Raw genomic sequence first — 21043 nt, 5'->3', positions numbered from 1 at the left:
TCTGGAGCAGGGGGCCCACGCCGGCCCGTCGGGGCGGTCGCCGGGTCAGAACTCCGCGGGCGGGTCCGCCAGGTCCGTCGCCGCCGGCTCCTCCGGCTCGGCCACCCAGGCGGAGAAGACCGGCACCCCGTGCCACGGCCCGCCGACGCGGTCGGTGGCCACCGCGACGACCGCGTACGGGTGACCGAAGCGCAGCTCCGCGGTGCGGGCGACGCCCTCCGGGGGGAGGCTGGCCAGCGCGAACGCGGCGGTCACCGCGGCCGCCTCGAAGCCGTACCGGCCGTAGCGCGCCATCGCCGCCTGCCTCGCCTCCAGCCGCAGGTCCGCCTCGCCGAGCAGCCCGCCCAGTGTGCGGACCACGGCGGGGAAGCCCAGCGCGGGAGCGGTCAGGTCGTGCTCGTCCCGCGCCGACCAGCAGGGCAGCACCGCCGTGTGACGCTCCTCCCGGCCGTTTCGGGCGGTGGTCCGTACCCGTTCCTCCCGCAGCGTCCACGCCGGCCCGTCGCCGAGCGGCAGGTCGAACAGCGCGCGGCGGCCGGCCGGCGCCCGGTCGTCGGCCGCCGTGGCGGCCACCTCGTACGCGGCCGCGAGCACCTCGGCGGCGGGCACCGACGGGTCGGCGGCGACCGACACCACCACCAGCCCCGCCCCGTCGCGCTCGACGGCCGGCGCGGCGTGCACGGCGACGTCGCCGGCCGGGCCGGTCGCGGCGATCCAGGCCCGGTGACCGTGCGCGGGGGTTCGCAGCACCCGGTCGAGGCGGCCGGCCCAGGCGCTGCCGGCCCCGAGCTGCCCGGCCGGTGCCAGGTCGAACGGGTCGGCCCAGGAGATCCGGGTGGCCAGGGCGCTGGCCAGCGCCACCAGCACGTCCGCCGACCGGGTCAGCGGAAACCGGTCGATCAGCCCGAGGGTGTGCTCGCGGGCCCAGGCGTCCAGCCCCGGCTGGTCCGGCAGCGGCCCGGTCGTGGTGATGCCGGGCAGCCCGGCCCGCCAGTCCGCCAGCTTCGCCGTGTCCTGACCGGCCTGGTGCCAGACGGCGGTGGCCGACGGCACCAGCGGGTGCGGCCGGTCCACCAGGGCCGCGGCCAGCGCCGCCGCGGTGGGCGCGGGTAAGCCCAGGACCTCCTCCAGCTCGTTGCGCGCGGGGCCGGTCGCGGCCGGCGCGGCCAGTGCCAGCAGCAGCCAGGCGCCGAGCGGCGAGGCGACGTGGTGCCGGTCGCCGGCCTCGGCGTGCAGCCGGGCGGCGTAGCGGGCCAGCGGAGTGTGCAGGGTCGTCGTCATGTCTCCACTGTGCCCATCCCCGGCCGGACCGGCACCCCGGTCAGGACCACAGCTCGAACGGCTCGTCGATCTCCTCGCCGGCGAGGAGGCGGGGGAGCAGCTCCGGCAGCCGCCCCGGGTAGAAGCGTTCGCCGCTGCCGACCACCTCGTCGACCGTCCACCAGCGGAACCCGAAGTAGTCCTCCACCTCGTAGTCCAGCCGCTCGGCGCCGTCGATCTCCGGCGCGACGGCGTCGAGCCGTACCGTCATCACCACCTCGTCCTGCAGGTGCCGGCGCTGGCGGTGGACGAAGCTGGCCCGCCGCCGCCAGGACGGCGGGCCGAGCTGGGCGGCGGTGACCACGAAGCCGGTCTCCTCGCGCAGCTCCCGCACCGCCGTCTCGGCGTACGTCTCGCCCGGGTCCGTCCCCCCGCCCGGCAGCTCCCACCAGGTGCCCAGGCGCGGATGGTCCGGGTCGCGGGTGTGGAAGAGCAGGACGCGGTCCCGCGTGTCGCGCACCACCAGCCGCACGGCGGTGCGCTCGACGACCGGCAGGTCTCCCGGCAGTTCGATCATGTTTCTCCTCGGACGCGCGTCGACCGGTGGCAGGGGGGTCGTCGTGGCCGACGGCCACGACGAGGGAAACCGGACCACCCGCCCACGATCGCTGAGGCCATCCTCGCCCACCAGCCGGGTGCTGCGGTGGCGGTGGGGTTAGGCTGCCGCCCGTGGCAGGTCTGTTGAGGAACGTCGTGGCCCGGCTCGGCCGGGTGACCCCGGGTGCCGCCGCGCCGGCCGGCACCGGCGGCCGGATCCCGGCCCAGGTGGCCCGTCGACGCCAGGTCGGCGCGTTGCAGCGCCGGGAGCTGACGTACGCCCCGGAGCCGGACGGCCAGGCCGACCCGGGCGAGATCGTCTGGACCTGGGTGCCGTACGAGGACGACCCCCGGCAGGGCAAGGACCGCCCGGTGCTGGTGGTCGGGCGGCACAGCCGCACGCTGTTCGGACTGATGCTCTCCAGCCAGAGCGAGCGCGACGGTCAGCGGCACTGGCTGGCGCTCGGCCCGGGGGAGTGGGACCGTGACCAGCGCCCGAGCTGGGTACGCCTGGACCGGGTGCTCACCATGCGCGAGGACAGCATCCGCCGCGAGGGCGCGGTGCTGGACCGGCGCCGTTTCGACCGAATCGGGCAGGCCCTGCGGGCCGGCTACGGCTGGCGCTGACCCGCGGCGGCCGGCTCCGCTGATTTCCGCGAACGTCCTTGACAGGGCACCGCTGACGAGTACATTCAACTTATCGGTTTATAAGCCAGGTGGTTGATTACAGTGACCTCAGCAGATCAGATCGGCGCCGTCTTCGCGGCCCTCGCGGATCCGACCCGACGGGCCATCCTGGCCCGCCTGGCCGCCGGCGAGGCGACGGTCAACGAGGTGGCCGCGCCCTTCCCGATCTCCATGCAGGCGGTCTCCAAGCACCTGAACGTGCTGGAGGCGGCGGGGCTGATCGTGCGTACCCGCGAGGCGCAGTGGCGGCGGTGCCGGATCGAGCCGGCCGCGTTGCGCGTCCTCGCCGAGTGGGTCGATCAGTACCGCCGGCTCTGGGACGACCGGTACGACACGTTGGACGGTTACCTGCGAGAGCTGAAGGAGAACAGCCATGAACCCGACCGATGACCTGACCGTCGCGCTGCCCACCGACCGGGAGGTGGTGCTGACCCGGGTCCTCGACGCGCCCCGCGAGCTGGTCTGGGCCGCGCACACCGAGGCCGCGCACCTGGCGCGGTGGTGGGGCCGGGGCAACCCGCTCGACGTGGAGATCGACCTCCGGGTGGGCGGCCGGTACCGGTTCGTCGAGCACGCCCCGGACGGCAACGCCTACGCCTTCCACGGCGAGTTCCTCCAGATCGAGGCGCCGGAGCGGATCGTGCAGACCTTCGAGTTCGAGGGCGCGCCCGGTCAGGTGGCCGTGGAGACGCTCGTCTTCACCGAGCAGGACGGCCGCACCGTGGTCACCGGCACGACCCGCTTCGACAGCACGGCCGCCCGGGACGCGATGGTGGGCGCGGGCATGGCGGACGGGGCGCGCGAGTCGTACCGGGCGCTGGAGAAGTACCTGACCACCCAGGTCTGAGCGACCCCGCCGCGGGTGCTCAGCACTCGGCCAGGCGCGGGGCGTCCAGGAGTTGCCGGGGGGACCGCCGGCCGGTCACGCCCTTCGCCCGGTACATCGCCGCGTCGGCGGCGCAGAGCGCCTCGGCCAGCTGAGTGGGGCCGCTGACCGGGGCCAGGCCGACCGACGCGGTGACCCGTACGCTGCGCCCGCCGAGCGGGATCGGCGCGGCCATCGCCTCGCAGAGCCGCCGGGTCGCGTGGTCGATCCAGCGCCGGTCGACCGCCGGGCTGCGCAACAGCCCGGCGAACTCGTCACCGCCGAGCCGGGCGACCAGGTTGTCCCCGGCGAAGGCGGTGAGGCGCTGCGCCACGCTGATCAGCACCTGATCGCCGGCGGCGTGCCCGTAGCGGTCGTTGACCTGCTTGAAGTCGTTGAGGTCGAGCACCACGGCGATCAGCGGCCGGCCCCCGGCGCTGGTGAGCAGGGCGGCGGCGATCTGGTGGAAGGCGCGCCGGTTGGGCAGGCCGGTCAGCGGGTCGTGGCTGGCGGCGTGCCGCTCCGCGGCCAGTTCCGCCTGCAGGTGCTCGATCTCCGCCTCCGCCCGCAGCGCCCGGCGGCGCAGCTGCCACACCGAGACCAGCGCACCCGCCGCGGAGATGCCGGACGCGACGCTCAACGGATCCGGCACGAGACCTCCCTCGCGGCGTCGGCGGACGGCCCGGGGCGCCGGCCCGGGCGCGCCGCCCGGCCGTCGTCTCCCCGGTGGCTGCCCGGGTCGGGGGTAACCCTACGTGAACGGATGGGTACCGCGCACGTGCGTTATCATGCTCGCTGTCCAATGCAGATGCAATAGCAGATGCACGTGCAGCACGGCCCGATCCGGCGTTGCCGCCCGCTCGCCGCGAAACGTCCACTTGCGACACCGGGCGGCTCCACAACAGAAAGACCCCACATGCAGCAGCCCGAGAACGGCGTACCCGTCACCCAGCTCCCCGAGCTGCGGTGGCAGAAGAGTCGGCGGAGCAACCCGAGCGGCAACTGCGTGGAGCTGGCCGAGCTGCCCGGCCGGGCGGGCATCGCGGTACGCAACTCCCGCCACCCCGAGGGGCCCGCGCTGATCTACACCGTGGACGAGATCGCGGCGTTCGTCCTCGGTGCCCGCGACGGCGACTTCGACCACCTGATCGACTGAGCGCCGGTCCCGCCGACGGGACGACCTCGTCCGCGCGGAGGAGTTCATCTCACCCTCGGTCCATGGCATGCTTACACGTCGGCCGGAGGTGGGGGCGTCCGGCCGGCGTGCGGCGAGCGGGCGGAGGGCGACGTGACGATGGCTACCGCAGAGGGGGGTCCGGCCACCGGGCCCACCGTGCTGCGCATGCTGCTCGGCGCCCAGCTGCGCCGCCTCCGCGAGGCCAGCGGAGTCTCCCGCGAGGGCGCCGGCTGGGAGATCCGGGCCTCCGAATCCAAGATCAGCCGGATGGAGCTGGGCCGGGTCGGCTTCAAGGAGCGCGATGTCGCCGACCTGCTCACCCTCTACGGCGTCAGCGCCGCCGACGAGCGGGAGGCGCTGCTCAAACTCGCCCGCGACGCCAACAGTCCCGGCTGGTGGCACCGGTACGGCGACGTGCTGCCCAGCTGGTTCCAGTCGTACCTCGGCCTGGAGGCCGCCGCCTCGCTGATCCGGACCTACGAGGTGCAGTTCGTCCCCGGCCTGCTGCAGACCGCCGGGTACGCCCGCGCCGTCGTCCTGCTCGGTCACCGCAACGCCTCCGCCGAGGACGTCGACCGGCGGGTGGAGCTGCGGCTGCGGCGGCAGGAGCTGCTGCGCCGGGCCGCGCCGCCGCAGCTGTGGGCCGTGGTCGACGAGGCCGCGCTGCGCCGGCCGATCGGCGGGCCGCAGGTGATGCGCGGTCAGCTCGACGCCCTCATCGAGGCCACCCGGTCGGCGCACGTGCGACTCCAGATCATCCCGTTCGCCGCGGGCGGACACGCCGCCGCCGGCGGGGCGTTCACCATCCTGCGCTTCGGTGACGACGACCTGCCCGACATCGTCTACATCGAGCAGCTCACCAGCGCGATCTACCTCGACAAGCGCGAGGACCTCGACTATTACGCGGTGGCCATGGAGCGGCTCTGCGTCGAGGCGGCGCCGCCCGAGCGCACGCCGGAGATCCTGTCCCGGCTCCGCGACGAGCTCTATCCGGCCTGACCGTCGCCCGGGGCGCCGCCGCGCCCCCGGATGCCTCTACCATGGGTGCGACCGGCGACAGTGGACGGACGCCATCGCCTCGATGGCGCAGAGTCATGGAGGCGACTGTGACCACCGATGCCCCGGGCACCACCACGCAATCCGCCCATCCGAGCGACCGGATCGACACCTCGGTGGCGCACCCCGCCCGGCGCTACAACTACTGGCTCGGCGGCAAGGACAACTTCCAGGCCGACCGGGAGTCCGGCGACGCCATGGCGGCCCGGTTCCCGACCATCCGGACCAGCGCCCTGGAGAACCGGCGCTTCCTCCAGCGGGCGGTCCGCCACCTCGCCCGTGAGGCCGGGATCCGGCAGTTCCTCGACATCGGCACCGGCATCCCGACCGCCGACAACACCCACGAGGTCGCCCAGGCGGTCGCGCCGGAGGCGCGGGTGGTCTACGTCGACAACGACCCGATCGTGCTGGCCCACGCCCGGGCGTTGCTGACCAGTTCGCCCGAGGGCGCCACCGCCTACATCGACGCCGACCTGCGTGACCCGGAGAAGATCCTGAGCCACCCGGACCTGCTGCGCACCATCGACCTGTCCCGGCCGGTGGGGCTGATGCTGGTGGCGATCCTGCACTTCGTCCCCGACACCGACGACCCGTACGCGGTGGTGCGCCGCCTGCTCGAGGCGCTGCCGTCGGGCAGCTACCTCGCCGCGTCGCACGCCACCCACGAGTACCTTCCCCCGGCGGTCGCCGAGGAGGCCAAGGCGGCGGCCCGGGGCGGCGGCCCGCACGGCGTGATCAACCTGCGCACCCTCGACGAGTTCACCGGCTTCTTCGAGGGGCTGGAACTGGTCGAGCCCGGCCTCTGCTCGGTGGCCGAGTGGCGGGCCGACGCCGAGCCGCAGCCGCGCCCCTCCGTGGTCGAGGTCAGCATGTACGGCGGGGTCGCCCGAAAGCCCTGAGCCCGGTCTCCTGAGCGACGGCGTCGGCTGCGGCCGACGCCGTTCGTCGTGCGGTGTCCGATTCCCTTGACCGTGCCGAGCCGGTCCGGTTAGTCTCTGAATCGATCCAGACTGAATCGATCCAGAAGGGGGTCCGGGTGCGACCGACACTGCAGGACGTGGCCACCGCGGTCGGGGTGTCCCGCAGCACCGTCTCCAACGCCTACGCCCGTCCCGACCAGCTCTCGGCGGCGCTGCGCACCCGGATCCTCGACACCGCCCGACAGCTCGGCTACCCGGGCCCGAACCCGACGGCGCGGTCGCTGCGGCGGGGCTTCGCCGGCGCGATCGGCGTCCTGTTCACCTCGCAGCTGTCGTACGCCTTCACCGACCCGTTCGCCGTCCGGTTCCTGGCCGGGGTCGCCGCGGCGACCGAACGGCACGGCACCAGCCTGCTGCTCGTGCCGCTGCCCACCGGGGAGAGCCAGGCCAGGAAGGCCGTGGAGAACGCGGCCGTCGACGGGTTCTGCGTCTACTGCGTCGCCGACGAGGACTGGGCCCTGGAGGTGATCCGCGGTCGCGGGCTGCCCTTCGTCACCACCGCGCCCCCCGCCGACCCCGGCGCCGAGCGGTACGTCGGCATCGACGAGCGAACCGCCGCCCGGTCCGCCGCCGACCACCTCGTCGGCCTGGGGCACCGCCGGGTGGCGCTGCTCGCCGACACCGTGCTGCCCGACGCGCCACCGGGGCTGCTGCACCTGGCCGGTGCCGACGCCGCGCGGCACCCCACCACCCGGGGTCGCCTGACCGGTTTCGCCGACGCCCTGGCCGCGGTCGGCGTCGACTGGCCCGACATCACGCTGCTCAACGCCACCGGCAACAGCCGCGCCGCCGGGGCCGAGGCCGTCACCGGCCTCTTCGCCGGCCTCGCCGCCGGCGACGAAGCGCCGACGGCCGTGCTGGCCGCCTCCGACGTGCTCGCGCTCGGCGCCCTGGACGCCCTCGGAGAGCGGGCCGCCACGGTCTCGGTCACCGGCTTCGACGACGTCGCCGAAGCGGCCGCCGCCGGCCTCACCACCGTCCGGCAACCGGCCGAGGAGAAGGGCCGGATCGCCGCCGAGCTGCTGCTCGACCCGCCGGCCGACGACGCCGCCGGGCAGATCCTGCTCCCCACCGAACTGGTCGTTCGCACCTCCACCCGTCCCGTACCCAGGAGCTGACCATGGAACAGCCGACCGGCTTCACCCTCGCCATCGACGCGGTCACCCGCCACGTCAACTCGGCCCGCCCGAACGCCCCGGTACGTCCCGACCCGGTCCGCCGCCACCGCCTCGCGCCCGTCCGGCTCGCCGCCGCGCACGCGCTGCGCCGGCTCGCCGACCTCACCGAGCCGGCACCCGCGCCCGCCCCGACCTGCCGCCCCTGACCCGGGTGGCCGAGGCCACCCGGTAGGGTGCTTTTCCGGCCAGACGACGCCCAACCGGGCACGACGGTTGGTGTCCGACCGGGCGGGCCGGGCAGACTGGGAGCATCATGTCGTCGCTCACGCCTGCCACGCGCCTGCACGATCGGTACGTCCTGCGCGCGCCTATCGGCCTCGGCGGAATGTCCGAGGTGTGGCGCGCCGACGACGAGGTGCTGCACCGCCCCGTCGCGGTCAAGGCCCTCGTCGCTCAGCTCGCCGCCGACCCGCAGCTGCGCGCCACCATCCAGCGCGAGGCGCGGGCCGCCGCCCGGCTCACCCACCCGCACGTCACCCAGGTGTACGACTACGGCGAGGCGGCCCTGTCCGGCGGCCTGGTCGTGCCGTACCTGGTGATGGAGCTGGTCGAGGGGCACAGCCTCGCCGACCGGCTCGCCGCCGGCCCGCTGGCCTGGCCGGACGCGGTGCGCACCGCCGGTCAGGTGGCGGCCGCCCTCGCCGCCGCGCACCGGATCGGCGTGGTGCATCGGGACATCAAGCCGGGCAACGTCATGCTCACCGAGACCGGCGCGAAGGTCCTCGACTTCGGCATCGCCGCCCTCGCCGGTCCCCGGCACCCGCTCGCCGGGCAGACCGGTGAGCTGATGATGGGCACCCCCGCCTACTTCGCGCCGGAACGGCTGACACCCGGCCCGCCGGACCCGGCCAGCGACGTGTACGCCCTCGGCGCGCTGCTCTACCGCACGCTCACCGGCCGGGCGCCGCTGCCGGTGCAGACCTGGGAGGACGCCCTGGAGGTACACGCGCGGCGTACGCCGGTGCCGCCGCTGCGGATCCCCGGGCTGCCCGCGGACATCGCCGAGCTCACCATGGCCTGCCTCTCCGTCGACCCGAGCCGCCGGCCCACCGCCGCGCAGCTCGCCGCCCGACTCGGCGCCGGCCGACCGGCCGATCCGCCCACCGCGCTGCTGCCGACGGTGCCGACGCCCACCTCTTCGCCCACCCTGATCGACCGGTCCGGGGCGGTTCTCCGCCCGCCCGCCGGCCGTTCCGCGCCCCCGGTCGCCGCCGCGCCGCGCCGCCCGAACCGGGCGCTGGGCGTGCTCGTCGCGGCCGGTGTCGCCCTGCTGCTGGGTACGGTCGGCGTGCTCGCCATGGGCGACGGACCGGACCGCCGCACCCCGGCCGCCCCCGTCGTCCCGGTCGAGGAGAGCAGCCCGGAGTCGACCCCGCCGGTGGAGCCGTCCAGCGCCCCGCCGTCGCGCGACGAACGGCCCGCCCCCCGCACGGCGGGGCAGCTCGCCGACGAGTTCGCCGCACTGCTCGACCGGGCGGAGGCGGCCGGCGACATCGACCCGAGGACCGCCGACCAGCTGCGCGAGACGCTCCGGGAGCTGGAGGAGGGCAAGCCCAAGGAGCGGCTCAAGCGGCTGCGGGAGCTGGCCGGCCGGCTGGCCGAGGCGGTCGAGAAGGACCGCATCGACGACGACACCGCCTCCGACCTGCGCGACCTGCTGGCCGGCTGGCCGCGCCTGCGCGGCGACGACTGACCCCGCTCAGCGCCTCGACCGGGTGACCGACCCGGCTGCTGGCGCGGACGGTCAGTGCAGCGTGGCGCGGACGACCTCGCCGGGCGTGGCGCCGGCGCGCGCCACCGGCGTGCCGTCGGGCCGCCACACGCCGGAGCCGCCGGCAGTGTGTGGGTAGTGACTGCCGGACGCCCCGGCGAAACTCGCCGTCGCCACCCAGACGCCGTGCGCGGCGGCGACCCGCCGGGCCCGCGTGTCCGGCACCGCCGCGTCCGCCGGAGCCTCCAGCACCCCGGCCAGGTAGGCGTCGGCACCGAGCGCCACGGTGCGCGCCGCGTGCTCCACCACCCCGGTGTCCTTGCAGACGGCCAGGCCCAGCTGCCAGCCGTCCACCTCGACGACCGCCGGAGCGCGGCCCGCGACGAACCGCGCGGCCTCCGCGCCACCCAGGAACATCTTCCGGTACGCCACCCGCGCGCCGCCCGCGTCCACGGCCAGCATCCCGAGGTACGCGGTGTCGACGTCGCCGACCGGCGCCCCGGCCAGGGCCAGCGTGCCCGTCGCGGCGCACGCCTCGACCAGCGGCGCCAACCGGGCGTCGGCCGGGTCGAGCGGGGCGGCGTCCAGTTCGTACCCGGTCAGCGAGAGCTCGGGGAAGAGCACCACGCGGGCGTGGGCGGCGCGGACCAGCGCGGCGTGCGCCGCCACGTTCGCGGCGACGTCGTACGGGACGCAGCGCGGCTGGGCGACCGCGAGGGTGAGCGGCGTACGCACGACAGGCCTCCTTCACCGGATCGGCGCGCGGACGGGGCGGAAGCGTGGTCGATGCGCCGACCGCCTCGTAACTTTGTCCCATGATCCCTGGCTCCCTCGCGCTCAGCCCCCGCACGGCCGTGTCCGCCTCCGCACCGTCCGCGGACGGGCTGGTCGGCTACGTCACCGGGCTGGTGGAGCGGCTCGGCGGTCCAGGGGCCGGGCTGGCCGTGGCGCTGGAGAACCTCTTCCCGCCGATCCCGAGCGAGGTCATCCTGCCGTTGGCGGGCTTCGCCGCCGCGCAGGGGAAGATGAGCCTCGTCGGGGCGATCCTGTGGACCACCCTCGGCTCGGTGGCGGGCGCGTGGGTGCTGTACCTGATCGGCGCCGCCCTGGGCCGCGACCGGATGCGCGCCATCGCGGCACGGCTGCCGCTGGTCAAACTGAGCGACGTCGACCGGACCGAGGCATGGTTCCTCAAGCACGGCGTCAAGGCGGTGTTCTTCGGCCGGATGATCCCCATCTTCCGCAGCCTCATCTCCGTCCCGGCCGGGGTGGAACGGATGCCGATCGGCACCTTCCTGCTGTACACCATGCTGGGCAGCCTGATCTGGAACACCACCTTCGTGATGGCCGGCTACCTGCTCGGCGAGAACTGGCACGTCGTCGAGTCGTACGTCGGGTCGTTCCAGAAACTCGTCATCGCCGCCTGCGTGGCCGCCGCGGCCTGGTTCGTGGCCACCCGCGTCCGCCGTGCCCGCCAGGCCCGCGCCTCCGCCGCCTCGCTGCTCGACGCCGTGCCGCCGGCCGGGCCGGTGCAGGTGGGCGAGACGGGCGGGCGCCGGGGCACGGTGTACCGCGCCTCCTCCTGGCGGCGCGACGACTGACCTGACCTGTACGGCCCGGTTGTCACCGCTGGGGTGAATGTCCGGGTCGGCCGCGGCGGCGATCGTTCCTTCGGGCCGGTGCTGCGTGCCCGGTTCGAGCCGGATCGGACTCGGGAGGGTTGCCGCGGCGCGGGACGCGCGGGGAACGCCCGAGCCCTGGGCCATCCGATGTCCCAGTCTGGGCCGTCGAAAGCCCGGCCGTCCCGTGACCGGGGGCACTCTGGGGGCGGAATGGCGGCCGGGCGGGTGTCGTTACATCACCTGGACGATCGCAGCAGCAACCCCGCTGGCTGGCCCGGCGACGTGGCAGGCGGCGGGTGGTGAGCCCCGGAATGTTGGTGGGCGGCCGGTCGTTGCACATGGTCCCGGCGCCGTGAGCCCCCCGGCTCGCGTTGATCTGCCGGACGAAGACTTTCCCCGTGAACTGTGTGAGCGCCTGCTCGTGGTGCTTGCACCCGGCTCGACCCCCCGTCGAGCCTGGGTGCCGACCCCCTGAAGGAGCTTCCTGATGAACACGACCATTCTGCGTAAGAGCGTGCTGGGTATCGCTGGTCTGGCTTTCGCCGGTGGCGTCTTCGCCGGCCCGGTGACCGAGGCTCACGCCGCGCCGACGGTGGAGGCGAAGGCGGTGGCGGTGGTGCAGGCCGACAAGGCCGACAAGAAGCTGATTCCGCATGGTGTGCAGGGCAAGCAGTCGCGCATCGACCTCAACGACGAGCAGGTCAAGAATGTGAAGGCGATCATCGCCGCGACGAAGAAGTCGGACATGGACGAGCGGGCGGCCGTGGTCGCGATCGCGACCGCGCTGCAGGAGTCGAAGCTGGAGAACCTCGGCCACTTGGGTGAGCGCAACGATCACGACTCGCAGGGCCTGTTCCAGCAGCGTCCCTCCAGCGGTTGGGGCACGGTGGAGCAGATCACCGACCCCGAGTACTCGACCAAGGCGTTCCTGAAGGGCCTGAAGCAGGTCGACGGGTGGCAGGACATGCCGCTGACCGAGGCCGCCCAGACCGTGCAGGTCTCGGCCTACCCCTTCCACTACGCGCAGTGGGAGAAGCAGGCCGCCGACCTCGTCGCCCAGCACTGGAACAACTGACCACACCTGACCGACCCGCTGGCCGGCACCCCATGAACGGGGTGCCGGCCAGCGCTGTTTCGTTTCCGGCTCCGAAACGAACCCTCGTCCGAGCCAATCTTGGACAGTTGCCGTTCCGTCCGAACGGCAACTGTCCAAGATCTCAGCGGACCACACCCGACCAAGCCGGATCACCGGGGCGAGGGCGAGGGCGGGGGCCGGGTGGAAGCGGGTACCTCGCGGGGGAGTGATCCGATTCGCGTCGGGTTACGTACTGCCGGGCGGGGACCGTGAAGGGGGAGCACATGGCGGACGCGGACCGGCACGACCGTCCGACGACGGACAGCGAGCAACCGGCCGTCGAGGTTGCGGGGGAGCGGCCCGAACCGATCGTGGTGGTGACCGGCGAGCCGGCCGGCGAGCCACCGCCGGACCGCCCGGCCTGGCCGCGCAGTACCCGGCTGCTGACCGCCGCCGCGATCGTGGTGCTGGCGCTCGGCGCGCTCGCGGTGACCGTCACCCTGGCCAACCCGGACCGGCTGGGCGTGGCGTTCTCCGGTGGCCGGGGGGCGGCGCCGCCCTCGGTCACCTTCGCCGCCGAGCCGGGCGGCGCGGGGGCGGCCGAGGCGGCCGCCGAGGAGGCGCTCACCGCGCCGGTGGCCGGTCGCCGCCGGGCGACGTTCGAACTGGCCGACGGGGTGAGCGCGTTCCGGCTGCGTACCGAGGACCTCGGCGAGGAGCTCTACCGGATCAGCAGCCCGGGCGACTCCGCGGTCGTGCCCCGGCCCGAGGTGCTCGGGGACCGGGTGCGGTTGCGCCTGGCCGACAGCGGCCGGGCCGGGAACGGCTCCGTCGACGTGGTGCTCAACGCCCGCCTGGTGTGGCGGCTGCGCCTGGTGGGCGGGGTCAGCGCGCACCAGCTCGACCTGGGGCGGGCCCGGCTGGCCGGGGTGGACCTGATCGGCGGCGCGGCCCGCGTCGATCTCGACCTGCCGCCCACCGTCGGCACCCTGACGGTACGGATGACCGGTGGGGTCAACCAGTTCACGATCCGAACGCCGGGTGGCCCTCCGGTGCGGGTCCGCGCCGCCGTCGGTGCCGGTGGCGTCACCGTGTACGACGACCGGCGCGACGGGGTCGCCACCGGGGAGATCATCAGCTCGCCGAACTGGGACCGCTCGGTCCACCGGGTCTACGTCGACCTGGTCGGCGGCGCCAACCGCGTCACCGTCCGCGCGGAGTAGCGGCTCCCGGGTGCCGGGCTGGCGGGCGCCGCGCGGGCCGGCCGAACGACGATCACGGTGGCACAGCGGCGGCATCCGTGCAGGTCATGGGCTCGATGAGGGGCGAACCGGGCCACCCTGGGCGGGCGGGGCCGTGGGCGGCATAGAGTCGGGCCGTGGACCGTACCGAATCGTTGCCGGCACAGACCCGACCACCCGGCGTGGCCCCGGTCGATCCGGGCAGCGTGCTGCTGCCCGGTCACGACGTGCCGCTCGGGCGCTACACGACCGTGCGGCGGCTGCTGCCGCAGCGGCAGCGCCGGCTGGTCGGGGCGTGGTGCTTCGTCGACCACTTCGGCCCGGACGACGTCGCCGAGCGGCCGGGCATGGAGGTGCCGCCGCATCCGCACACCGGCCTGCAGACGGTCACCTGGCTGCTCGACGGAGAGATCGTGCACCGGGACAGCCTCGGCAACGTCCAGCCGATCCGCCCCGGTCAGCTCAACGTGATGACCTCCGGCCACGGCATCGCCCACTCGGAACGGTCGCCGGCCACGCATCCGCCGGTCATGCACGGCGTGCAGCTGTGGGTGGCGCTGCCGGATCCGGCGCGGGCCGGCGCTGCCGACTTCGCCCACCACGCCGATCTGCCCCGCTGGCGCGACGGCGAGCTGGACCTCACCCTCCTCGTCGGCGAGCTGCGCGGCGAGCGCTCGCCGGCCGTGGTGCACACCCCGCTGCTCGGCGCGCAGCTCGAGGCCCGCGGCACCGCGCAGGCGACGCTGCCGCTGCGACCCGACTTCGAGTACGGCCTGCTGGCGATGTCCGGGGCCGCGCAGGTCGACGGCGTGGACCTGGCCCCGGGCGCGCTGCTCTATCTGGGTGCCGGGCGGGACCGGCTGGACCTGCGGGCCGATGCGGGCAGCCGGCTGATGCTGCTCGGCGGCGAGCCGTTCGAGGAGCCCCTGGTGATGTGGTGGAACTTCGTCGGCCGGTCGCACGAGGAGGTGGCGACCGCCCGGGAGGACTGGATGGCCGGCCGGCGGTTCGGCGTGGTCGCCGACGACGCCGCGCCGCCGCTGCCCGCCCCGGAGATGCCGACGACCCGGCTCAAGGCGCGCGACCGGCGAGGTGACGTCCGCGGCTGACCGGCAGGCGTGTCCACCGGCCGGGCGGGTAGTCGCGGGGCATGACCCGCAGTGTGACGACAGAGGACAGGAAGCGGCTGGTACGGCGGCTCGCCGGTGACGGTCGTGGCTTCGCCGAGCAGTACGGCTTCCGGGTGACCAACAACCCGTCGAGCCTGTTCCAGCTGCTCTGCCTGGCGGTGCTGCTGGCTCGCCGGGGTGACTTCCGGCGGGCCCTGGACAGCGCCCACGCCCTGCCCGACAGCGGGTGGGACAGCGCCGCCCGGCTGGCCCGCTCGCTGCACGCCGACCGGGTGCGCGTACTGCGCGAGGCCGGTCAGCGCGGCGACGTCGACGAGCTGGCCAACCTTCTCGGCGACCTGGCCCGCGTGGTGGTCGAGCGGTACCGGGGCGACCTGCGCCGGCTGCGCGCGTCGGCAGGGCACGACCCGGGCCGGGAACGGGAGCTGCTGACCACCCTGCCCGGGGTGGACGACCAGGTGGTCGACCTGTTCCTGCGCGAGACGCAGGCGCTGTGGCGGGAGGTCGCACCGGTGGCCGACAAGCGGGCGTTGACCGCCGCCCGCCGGCTGGGGCTCGGCCGCTCCGCCGACGACCTGGCCGAGCTGGCCGGCAGCGGCGAGTCGGAGCGGCTGGCCTGGCTGGTGGGCGCCCTCGCCCGGGTGGATCTGGAGCAGCGGTACGCCGAGGTGACCCGCTGAGCGTGGGTGCGCTGGCCCACACTCTCGGCAAAATCAGCCGTACGGGTGATGTCGTATCGTATGATGATCGTGGCAGCGATGCCCGCCCGGTTCGGGCGAACATCCACCGCTTGGCGGTACGCGACCCGGTTCGGGCGTGGACCCGCCAGGGACAGGTACGCGTGCGCCCCAGGTCGCGGTTCGTGACCCGGGGCGCCCGCCTGTTTCCGGGCGTCGCGGGTCGGTGTCCGAGACTGGCCGGTGTAGACCGTGGGCATCATGCACCAGGACAGCAGCACGCGGACCATGGCCGACGCGCTGAAGGCATCCCGGTAGGCCCGGCTGCGCGTACACACGCGCCGGTCGGCACCAGCGCGACCGCCGGCAGATTGGCAGGCGGTTAGCAGCAGGACGTCCCGGGCCGCCGGGTCCGGGTCGTCGTACACCCCTCGGCGCCGCGTGCGGGGGGCGTCCAGCAGGCAGAGCGTCCGCCGGACGAGCGGGAGCCGGCCCACCGCCACGGCGTCCCAGCCGCAGTGGAGCAGGCCGGGGCAGACCGGCGCGGCTGAACGGCCCGCCGGCGCGGAGCCCGCCCACGCCCGTCTCGGTCAGCTGGACGCGGCCGGGGTGTGCGGCCCGGCATGCGCGCGGTCCCGGGCCGCTCCTCGGCGACCCGGCGGCTGCCCGCAACCGCGCGTCGGCGGTTCAGATGCGGCGCAGGTGCTGCGAGACGCGGGTGTGCGGCTCCCGGGCCTGGGCGGCCCGCTGCGACCGGCTCAGCTCCGGGGCGGCGTCGATGCCGGCGGAACGCGCCACCTCGTTGCCGTTGGCGTAGTCCACCGGCGGCAGCGCGCGCAGCGCCTTGAGCACCTCCGGCGGGGCGCCCTCCCGTTCGGCCTCGCGTACCACGTCGTCCTTCTCCGCCGGGTAGTCCAGGCTGGACAGGTACTGCAGGACGTCGGTGTAACTCGCCATGGCGTGAGCTCCCTCGCCGCCTCGATCCGGTCACGACCGGCGGCGGTTACCCGTCTGGCCCCGGGTCACGCACCCACCCGCCGGGTAATCGCGGTCGTTTCCGGTGGCCCGGGCCGGGTACGCGTCCCCTCCGACGCCGAAGGGGGAGCCCCGATGAACTACGACACCTTCGTCGACCAGGTCGCCCGGCGGACCCGGACCGGCTCCGAGCGGGCCGTGGAGCTGACCCACGCGACGCTGGAGACCCTCGCCGAGCGGTTGACCGGGGGTGAGATGCTCGACCTCGCCACCCAGCTGCCCACCCCGTTGCAGCTGGTCGTCAAGCCCAGTCCCAGCCTGGAGGCGGCGCAGCGTTTCGGCGCCGCCGAGTTCGTCGCGCGGGTCGGGCAGCGGGCCGGGGTCGACGAGACGGCGGCCCGCAAGGCCGTCCAGGCGGTCTTCTGCACCCTGCGGGAGGCGGTCACCGGCGGTGAGTTCGACGACCTGGTGACGCAGTTGCCGCGCGACTACCGGGAGATGGTGGAGCCGGCGCTCACCCCGGGCGCGAGCGTGCTGCGCCGCGCCTGACCGGCGCAGGCGAAGGATCGGCGGGCTCAGGTCACCGCGCCGGCGGCCCGCAGGGCGGCGATCCGTTCGGCGTCGAAGCCGGCCTCGGCCAGCAGCTCGTCGGTGTGTTCACCGGGCCGGGGCGGGGGCCGGCGCACCGAGGTGGGGGTGGCGGAGAACCGGGGCGCGGGCGCGGGCTGCACCACCCCGTCGTGCGTCACGAACGTGCTGCGCGCCCGCAGGTGCGGGTGCTCCGGCGCCTCGCGCCAGTCCAGCACCGGCGCCGCGCAGGCGTCCGAGGTGGCCAGCAGCTCGGTCCACTCGTCCCGGGTGCGGGTACGGAACAGCCGCGCCCACGCCTCGCGCAGCGCCGGCCAGTTGGCCGGGTCGTGCCGGTCCAGGGCCTCGTCGCCGGGGAGCGGGAAACCGGTGAGCCGGACCAGCTCGTCGTAGAAGCGCGGCTCCAGCGCCCCGACCGCCAGGTGCCGCCCGTCGGCGCACTCGTACGTGTCGTAGAACGGCGCGCCGCCGTCGAGCAGGTTGACCCCGCGCCCGTCCTGCCACATGCCGAATCGGCGCAGCGCGTGGACCTGGGTGCTGAGCACCGACACGCCGTCCACGATGGCGGCGTCGACCACCTGGCCGGGGGCGCCGGCGCGGACGGCGTAGAGGGCGGCGACGATGCCGAGGGCCAGCATCATGCCGCCGCCGCCGAAGTCGCCGAGCAGGTTGATCGGCGGCACCGGGCGCTCCCCGGCCCGGCCGATGCCGTGCAGCGCGCCGGTCAGCGCCAGGTAGTCGATGTCGTGGCCGGCGGCGTGCGCGTACGGGCCGTCTTGGCCCCAGCCGGTCATCCGCCCGTACACCAGGCGCGGGTTGACGGCCAGGCACTCCTGCGGGCCGAGGCCGAGGCGTTCGGTCACCCCGGGCCGGTAGCCCTCGATCAGGGCGTCCGCGTCGCGCACCAGGGCGAGCACCACCTCGCGCCCGGCGTCGGACTTCAGGTCCACGGCCAGCGAGCGGCGGTTGCGGTTGAGCAGGTCCTCTGGGGGGCCGGTGAAGTCGGCCGGGACGGTGCGGTCCACCCGGACCACGTCGGCGCCGAGGTCGGCGAGCATCATCGCGGTGAACGGGCCGGGGCCGATGCCGGCCAGCTCGATCACGCGGACGCCGGTGAGGGGGCCGACCGGGGTGGTGGGGGCGTCGTCGGTCATCGCGTCACGATAGGCCCCACCGGGTCCCCGCGTCCCGTCGCGATCCCCGTCGGAGGGCCGGCGCACAGTGGTTGGTCAGGGCAACCAGCCCCGGCAGGACTTGGCGGACGGAATGAGCGTGACCTAACCTTGTCGCACGAGGGGAGTACTTCCCACGAGCCATTCCGGTCAATACGGCGTCCCGGCACGCCTCGGGTGGTTGCCCGCGAAACAGCGGGTGAAGGAGACCTCGAGCATGTCACCGTGTTCGAGGAGGCTCCATGAGCGAATTGTCGTACCTGTCTGCCGCCGAGTTGTCGTCGGTCGGCTCGCCCACCCTCTGGACCGTCACCATCGTCGGCGTGCTCGCGCTGCTGGTGCTGGACTTCCTGGTGACCCGGCGCCCGCACGAGGTGTCGATGCGGGAGGCGCTGGGCTGGTCGGCCTTCTACGTGGCGCTGCCGCTGGCCTTCGGGGTCTGGATCTGGTCGCGGTTCGGTTCGCAGCAGGGCGTGGAGTACCTGACCGGTTACCTGGTCGAGAAGTCCCTCTCGGTCGACAACCTCTTCGTCTTCATGCTGCTGCTGGCCGCGTTCGCCGTGCCCGCGGCGCTGGCCCAGCGGGTGCTGCTCTACGGCATCGCCGGGGCGCTGGTGCTGCGTGCGGTCTTCATCGCCCTCGGCGCCGCCGCCCTGAAGACCCTCGACTTCGCCTTCCTGCTCTTCGGCCTCATCCTGGTCGTCACCGCGATCAAGCTGCTGCGCGACGCCCTCTCCGGGCACGAGCAGGAGGTCGACATCAACAAGATGCGGTCGGTACGGCTGCTGCGCAAGGTGATGCCGGTGGTCGACGACTACCACGGCACCCGGATGACCGTCCGGCAGCACGGCCGCCGGGCGCTCACCCCGTTCGCCCTGGTCGTGGTGGCGGTGCTGGCGACCGACATCGTCTTCGCCGTCGACTCGGTGCCCGCCGTCTACGGCATCACCGAGGACCCGTACCTGGTCTTCGCCACCAACGCCTTCGCCCTGCTCGGCCTGCGCGCGCTCTACTTCGTCCTGCACGCCGCGCTGAGCCGGCTGGTGCACCTCAGCTACGGCCTGGCGATCATCCTCGCCTTCATCGGCGTGAAGCTCGGCCTGCACTGGGCGCACGGCATCTGGTCCGGCGTACCGGAGATCCCGACCCTGGCCTCCCTCGGCGTGATCATCGGCGTGCTGGTCGTCGTCACCGTCACCAGCCTGCGGGCCACCCGCGACCGGGCTCCCGGGGAGCGCGAGGTCGTCGCCGAACGACGGTGAGCCGCCTGCGCCGGCGGCGGCCACCGCGGCTGCCGCCGGCTGGGCACCCCGCCCCGTCCGGGCAGGGGTACGGCCGAACGGCCCCACCCGCGACGTCGACGGTGGTACGACTGACGGGTGGGAATCGTGTCACCGGGCTTCCAGGGCCGGCCCCGCGCGAGCGGGCCGGAGCTGCCGCCTGGTCAGTACCTGACGGAGGACTTCCCGGTGCTCTCGGCGGGCCCGACGCCGAGAGTGCCGCTGGACACCTGGGAGTTCGTGCTCAGCACCGAGACCGGCGTCGAGTACCGCTGGACCTGGGACGAGATGCTCGGCCTGCCGCAGGAGACGCCGACGGTCGACATCCACTGCGTCACCCACTGGTCCAAGCTCGGCACCAGCTGGCAGGGCGTCTCGCTGGACACGATGCTCGACGGCGTCGACACCAGCGCCCGGTACGCGCTGGCCCACTCCTACGGCGGCTACACCACCAACCTGCCCCTGGACGACCTGCGCGGCGGACGGGCCTGGGTGGTGCACACGTACGACGGTGCGCCGCTCCCGGCCGAGCACGGCGGCCCGGCCCGGCTGCTGGTGCCGCACCTGTACTTCTGGAAGTCGGCGAAGTGGGTGCGCGGGATGCGCCTGCTCGTCGACGACAAGCCGGGCTTCTGGGAGACCGCCGGGTACCACGACTACGGCGACCCGTGGCGCGAACAGCGCTACGCCGGCGATTGAGCGCGCCGCTGACGTGGCGGGTGGCTCGGCTGGTGGAGCGCCGGGTCGAGACCCCGTCCGCCCACACCCTGGTCCTGGAGGCGCCCGGCTGGCCCGCGCACCTGGCCGGGCAGCACGTCGACATCCGGCTGACCGCCGAGGACGGCTACCAGGCCGCCCGGTCGTACTCGCTGGCCGCCCCGGCCGACGGCGACCGGATCGCGCTGACCGTGCAGCGGGTGGACGACGGCGAGGTGTCGCCGTACCTGCTGGACACCTACGCCGAGGGCGACCTGATCGAGTTGCGTGGCCCGCTCGGCGGGTACTTCGTCTGGCGGACCGACGAGACCGCGCCGGTGCTGCTGGTCGGCGGCGGCTCCGGGGTGGTGCCGCTGATGGCGATGATCCGGGCGCGGCGGGACGCCGGCAGCCGGACACCGTTCCGGCTGATCTACTCCGTGCGCACCCCGGCCGACGTCATCTACGCCGACGAGCTGCGCCGCCGGGCCCGCGACGACCACGGCCTGGACGTGGCGTACGTGTACACCCGGGAGGCGCCCGACGGGTGGCGGGGCACGCCGCACCGGATCGGCCTGGCGGACGTGAACACCCACGGCTGGCCACCCGATCTCGAACCGCGCTGCTACGTCTGCGGCCCCACCGGCTTCGTGGAGACCGTGGCGGACCTGCTGGTGGGCCTGGGTCACCAGAGCCGACGGGTACGCACCGAACGGTTCGGCCCGACCGCCTGAACCTCCGAGGAGGCCCGATGACCGACATGTCCTACGTGGACGGCAACATGCTCGACGGTCCACTGCGCGAGCTGTTCGCCGTCGACCTGAGCACGGCGACCGCACGCTGCCAGTCCTGCGGGTCGCTCGGCCCGATGGCGGGGCTGCACGTCTTCTCCCACGCGCCGGGGCTGGTCGCCCGCTGCCCGGTCTGCGCCGAGGTGATGCTGCGCCTCGTCCGGGCGCCCGACCAGGCCTGGCTGGACCTGCGCGGCGCCACCTTCCTCCAGGTGCCGCTGCCGGCCGAACCCACCTACCACCGCCCCGCCTGACCCCGCGCCGTCCCGCACCCACGCACCCGCC

25 protein-coding genes are annotated in these 21043 nt (G+C 74.4%); 19 read left to right on the top strand and 6 right to left on the bottom strand.

The features are described from left to right. Nucleotides 1-45 precede the first annotated feature (45 nt). Nucleotides 46-1281 (bottom strand): hypothetical protein, encoded by a 1236-nt coding sequence (locus ACSNN7_RS04325; RefSeq protein WP_436679284.1) that lies wholly within the window; start codon nucleotides 1279-1281, stop codon nucleotides 46-48. 40 nt (nucleotides 1282-1321) lie between these two features. Continuing rightward, complete coding sequence (locus ACSNN7_RS04320; protein WP_436679283.1) at nucleotides 1322-1837, bottom strand: NUDIX hydrolase; 516 nt, start codon at nucleotides 1835-1837, stop codon at nucleotides 1322-1324. A 152-nt stretch (nucleotides 1838-1989) separates the two neighbouring features. Between ACSNN7_RS04320 and ACSNN7_RS04315 the strand changes: the two genes are divergently transcribed. The 3 genes from ACSNN7_RS04315 (at nucleotide 1990) to ACSNN7_RS04305 (ending at nucleotide 3391) form a co-directional block, all read left to right on the top strand. Continuing rightward, complete coding sequence (locus tag ACSNN7_RS04315) at nucleotides 1990-2484, top strand: type II toxin-antitoxin system PemK/MazF family toxin (protein WP_436679281.1); 495 nt, start codon at nucleotides 1990-1992, stop codon at nucleotides 2482-2484. A gap of 102 nt (nucleotides 2485-2586) precedes the next feature. Next, nucleotides 2587-2934, top strand: coding sequence for an ArsR/SmtB family transcription factor (locus ACSNN7_RS04310; protein ID WP_436679280.1), 348 nt, complete (start codon nucleotides 2587-2589; stop codon nucleotides 2932-2934). After that, nucleotides 2918-3391: an SRPBCC family protein gene (locus ACSNN7_RS04305; RefSeq protein ID WP_436679279.1), complete on the top strand. Its 474-nt coding sequence runs from the start codon at nucleotides 2918-2920 to the stop codon at nucleotides 3389-3391. The genes ACSNN7_RS04310 and ACSNN7_RS04305 overlap by 17 nt, the downstream gene beginning before the upstream one ends. Nucleotides 3392-3410: 19 nt before the next feature. On the opposite strand, the gene ACSNN7_RS04300 is transcribed toward ACSNN7_RS04305, so the two are convergent. Continuing rightward, nucleotides 3411-4061, bottom strand: a complete 651-nt coding sequence (locus tag ACSNN7_RS04300) for a GGDEF domain-containing protein (RefSeq protein ID WP_436679278.1) — start codon at nucleotides 4059-4061, stop codon at nucleotides 3411-3413. A gap of 264 nt (nucleotides 4062-4325) precedes the next feature. Here ACSNN7_RS04300 and ACSNN7_RS04295 point away from each other — a divergent pair, with 264 nt between their 5' ends. The 6 genes from ACSNN7_RS04295 to ACSNN7_RS04270 all read left to right on the top strand — a co-directional run bounded on the left by ACSNN7_RS04295 (nucleotide 4326) and on the right by ACSNN7_RS04270 (nucleotide 9493). Beyond that, on the top strand, nucleotides 4326-4565 hold the full coding sequence (locus ACSNN7_RS04295; protein ID WP_436679277.1) for a DUF397 domain-containing protein: 240 nt from the start codon (nucleotides 4326-4328) through the stop codon (nucleotides 4563-4565). Nucleotides 4566-4703: 138 nt separating this feature from the next. Next, complete coding sequence (locus tag ACSNN7_RS04290) at nucleotides 4704-5585, top strand: helix-turn-helix domain-containing protein (RefSeq protein ID WP_436679275.1); 882 nt, start codon at nucleotides 4704-4706, stop codon at nucleotides 5583-5585. A 95-nt stretch (nucleotides 5586-5680) separates the two neighbouring features. After that, nucleotides 5681-6541 carry an SAM-dependent methyltransferase gene (locus tag ACSNN7_RS04285; protein WP_436679273.1) on the top strand — a complete coding sequence of 287 codons (861 nt, stop codon included), beginning with the start codon at nucleotides 5681-5683 and terminating at the stop codon, nucleotides 6539-6541. Nucleotides 6542-6678: 137 nt separating this feature from the next. Continuing rightward, entirely contained in the window at nucleotides 6679-7740 is a 1062-nt protein-coding gene (locus tag ACSNN7_RS04280; RefSeq protein WP_436679271.1) for a LacI family DNA-binding transcriptional regulator, read from the top strand. Nucleotides 7741-7742: 2 nt separating this feature from the next. Beyond that, the gene (locus tag ACSNN7_RS04275; RefSeq protein WP_436679269.1) at nucleotides 7743-7946 is read left to right on the top strand and encodes a hypothetical protein; all 204 of its coding nucleotides are present in this window, start codon (nucleotides 7743-7745) and stop codon (nucleotides 7944-7946) included. Nucleotides 7947-8125: 179 nt separating this feature from the next. Then, complete coding sequence (locus tag ACSNN7_RS04270) at nucleotides 8126-9493, top strand: protein kinase domain-containing protein (protein WP_436679268.1); 1368 nt, start codon at nucleotides 8126-8128, stop codon at nucleotides 9491-9493. Between the two features lie 51 nt (nucleotides 9494-9544). On the opposite strand, the gene ACSNN7_RS04265 is transcribed toward ACSNN7_RS04270, so the two are convergent. Then, entirely contained in the window at nucleotides 9545-10246 is a 702-nt protein-coding gene (locus ACSNN7_RS04265) for a carbon-nitrogen hydrolase family protein (RefSeq protein ID WP_436679267.1), read from the bottom strand. Nucleotides 10247-10326: 80 nt separating this feature from the next. On the opposite strand from ACSNN7_RS04265, the gene ACSNN7_RS04260 reads away from it, so the two are divergent. The 5 genes from ACSNN7_RS04260 (at nucleotide 10327) to ACSNN7_RS04240 (ending at nucleotide 15259) form a co-directional block, all read left to right on the top strand. Next, nucleotides 10327-11112, top strand: a complete 786-nt coding sequence (locus tag ACSNN7_RS04260) for a DedA family protein (protein WP_436679265.1) — start codon at nucleotides 10327-10329, stop codon at nucleotides 11110-11112. 508 nt (nucleotides 11113-11620) lie between these two features. Continuing rightward, nucleotides 11621-12208 (top strand): hypothetical protein, encoded by a 588-nt coding sequence (locus tag ACSNN7_RS04255; protein WP_436679263.1) that lies wholly within the window; start codon nucleotides 11621-11623, stop codon nucleotides 12206-12208. 284 nt (nucleotides 12209-12492) lie between these two features. After that, nucleotides 12493-13431 (top strand): hypothetical protein, encoded by a 939-nt coding sequence (locus ACSNN7_RS04250; RefSeq protein ID WP_436679261.1) that lies wholly within the window; start codon nucleotides 12493-12495, stop codon nucleotides 13429-13431. Between the two features lie 155 nt (nucleotides 13432-13586). Beyond that, a complete protein-coding gene (locus ACSNN7_RS04245; protein ID WP_436679260.1) occupies nucleotides 13587-14558 on the top strand; it encodes a pirin family protein in 972 nt (323 codons plus the stop codon). Between the two features lie 41 nt (nucleotides 14559-14599). Next, nucleotides 14600-15259, top strand: coding sequence for a hypothetical protein (locus ACSNN7_RS04240; RefSeq protein WP_436679258.1), 660 nt, complete (start codon nucleotides 14600-14602; stop codon nucleotides 15257-15259). A 684-nt stretch (nucleotides 15260-15943) separates the two neighbouring features. On the opposite strand, the gene ACSNN7_RS04235 is transcribed toward ACSNN7_RS04240, so the two are convergent. Continuing rightward, nucleotides 15944-16213: a DUF2795 domain-containing protein gene (locus ACSNN7_RS04235; protein WP_334458106.1), complete on the bottom strand. Its 270-nt coding sequence runs from the start codon at nucleotides 16211-16213 to the stop codon at nucleotides 15944-15946. A 153-nt stretch (nucleotides 16214-16366) separates the two neighbouring features. Here ACSNN7_RS04235 and ACSNN7_RS04230 point away from each other — a divergent pair, with 153 nt between their 5' ends. Next, a complete protein-coding gene (locus ACSNN7_RS04230) occupies nucleotides 16367-16780 on the top strand; it encodes a DUF2267 domain-containing protein (protein ID WP_436679255.1) in 414 nt (137 codons plus the stop codon). Nucleotides 16781-16806: 26 nt separating this feature from the next. On the opposite strand, the gene ACSNN7_RS04225 is transcribed toward ACSNN7_RS04230, so the two are convergent. After that, entirely contained in the window at nucleotides 16807-17973 is a 1167-nt protein-coding gene (locus tag ACSNN7_RS04225) for a CaiB/BaiF CoA transferase family protein (protein WP_436679253.1), read from the bottom strand. A gap of 260 nt (nucleotides 17974-18233) precedes the next feature. On the opposite strand from ACSNN7_RS04225, the gene ACSNN7_RS04220 reads away from it, so the two are divergent. From ACSNN7_RS04220 to ACSNN7_RS04205, 4 genes are all read left to right on the top strand, one after another. Next, complete coding sequence (locus tag ACSNN7_RS04220) at nucleotides 18234-19253, top strand: TerC/Alx family metal homeostasis membrane protein (protein WP_436679251.1); 1020 nt, start codon at nucleotides 18234-18236, stop codon at nucleotides 19251-19253. A 126-nt stretch (nucleotides 19254-19379) separates the two neighbouring features. After that, nucleotides 19380-19970 (top strand): sulfite oxidase-like oxidoreductase, encoded by a 591-nt coding sequence (locus ACSNN7_RS04215; RefSeq protein WP_436679386.1) that lies wholly within the window; start codon nucleotides 19380-19382, stop codon nucleotides 19968-19970. Continuing rightward, nucleotides 19967-20701: a ferredoxin reductase gene (locus ACSNN7_RS04210; RefSeq protein ID WP_436679250.1), complete on the top strand. Its 735-nt coding sequence runs from the start codon at nucleotides 19967-19969 to the stop codon at nucleotides 20699-20701. The genes ACSNN7_RS04215 and ACSNN7_RS04210 overlap by 4 nt, the downstream gene beginning before the upstream one ends. A 17-nt stretch (nucleotides 20702-20718) precedes the next feature. After that, a complete protein-coding gene (locus ACSNN7_RS04205) occupies nucleotides 20719-21012 on the top strand; it encodes a DUF6510 family protein (RefSeq protein WP_436679249.1) in 294 nt (97 codons plus the stop codon). Nucleotides 21013-21043 lie beyond the last annotated feature (31 nt).

This window comes from Micromonospora sp. URMC 105, from assembly GCF_051386295.1.
Taxonomy (GTDB): Bacteria; Actinomycetota; Actinomycetes; order Mycobacteriales; family Micromonosporaceae; genus Micromonospora.
The sequence above is the reverse complement of the archived record's forward strand: the minus strand, read 5'-3'. Positions and strand labels throughout refer to the sequence as shown.

What these genes read in the sequence shown, in the direction of transcription:
- ACSNN7_RS04230 (WP_436679255.1), top strand. Translation starts at nt 16,367, where the DNA reads ATGAACTACGACACCTTCGTCGACCAGGTCGCCCGGCGGACCCGGACC.
- ACSNN7_RS04205 (WP_436679249.1), top strand. Translation starts at nt 20,719, where the DNA reads ATGACCGACATGTCCTACGTGGACGGCAACATGCTCGACGGTCCACTG.
- ACSNN7_RS04220 (WP_436679251.1), top strand. Translation starts at nt 18,234, where the DNA reads ATGAGCGAATTGTCGTACCTGTCTGCCGCCGAGTTGTCGTCGGTCGGC.
- ACSNN7_RS04285 (WP_436679273.1), top strand. Translation starts at nt 5,681, where the DNA reads ATGGAGGCGACTGTGACCACCGATGCCCCGGGCACCACCACGCAATCC.
- ACSNN7_RS04275 (WP_436679269.1), top strand. Translation starts at nt 7,743, where the DNA reads ATGGAACAGCCGACCGGCTTCACCCTCGCCATCGACGCGGTCACCCGC.
- ACSNN7_RS04235 (WP_334458106.1), bottom strand. Translation starts at nt 16,213, where the DNA reads ATGGCGAGTTACACCGACGTCCTGCAGTACCTGTCCAGCCTGGACTAC.
- ACSNN7_RS04325 (WP_436679284.1), bottom strand. Translation starts at nt 1,281, where the DNA reads ATGACGACGACCCTGCACACTCCGCTGGCCCGCTACGCCGCCCGGCTG.
- ACSNN7_RS04290 (WP_436679275.1), top strand. Translation starts at nt 4,704, where the DNA reads ATGGCTACCGCAGAGGGGGGTCCGGCCACCGGGCCCACCGTGCTGCGC.
- ACSNN7_RS04295 (WP_436679277.1), top strand. Translation starts at nt 4,326, where the DNA reads ATGCAGCAGCCCGAGAACGGCGTACCCGTCACCCAGCTCCCCGAGCTG.
- ACSNN7_RS04255 (WP_436679263.1), top strand. Translation starts at nt 11,621, where the DNA reads ATGAACACGACCATTCTGCGTAAGAGCGTGCTGGGTATCGCTGGTCTG.
- ACSNN7_RS04225 (WP_436679253.1), bottom strand. Translation starts at nt 17,973, where the DNA reads ATGACCGACGACGCCCCCACCACCCCGGTCGGCCCCCTCACCGGCGTC.
- ACSNN7_RS04320 (WP_436679283.1), bottom strand. Translation starts at nt 1,837, where the DNA reads ATGATCGAACTGCCGGGAGACCTGCCGGTCGTCGAGCGCACCGCCGTG.
- ACSNN7_RS04240 (WP_436679258.1), top strand. Translation starts at nt 14,600, where the DNA reads ATGACCCGCAGTGTGACGACAGAGGACAGGAAGCGGCTGGTACGGCGG.
- ACSNN7_RS04270 (WP_436679268.1), top strand. Translation starts at nt 8,126, where the DNA reads ATGTCCGAGGTGTGGCGCGCCGACGACGAGGTGCTGCACCGCCCCGTC.
- ACSNN7_RS04250 (WP_436679261.1), top strand. Translation starts at nt 12,493, where the DNA reads ATGGCGGACGCGGACCGGCACGACCGTCCGACGACGGACAGCGAGCAA.
- ACSNN7_RS04305 (WP_436679279.1), top strand. Translation starts at nt 2,918, where the DNA reads ATGAACCCGACCGATGACCTGACCGTCGCGCTGCCCACCGACCGGGAG.
- ACSNN7_RS04260 (WP_436679265.1), top strand. Translation starts at nt 10,327, where the DNA reads ATGATCCCTGGCTCCCTCGCGCTCAGCCCCCGCACGGCCGTGTCCGCC.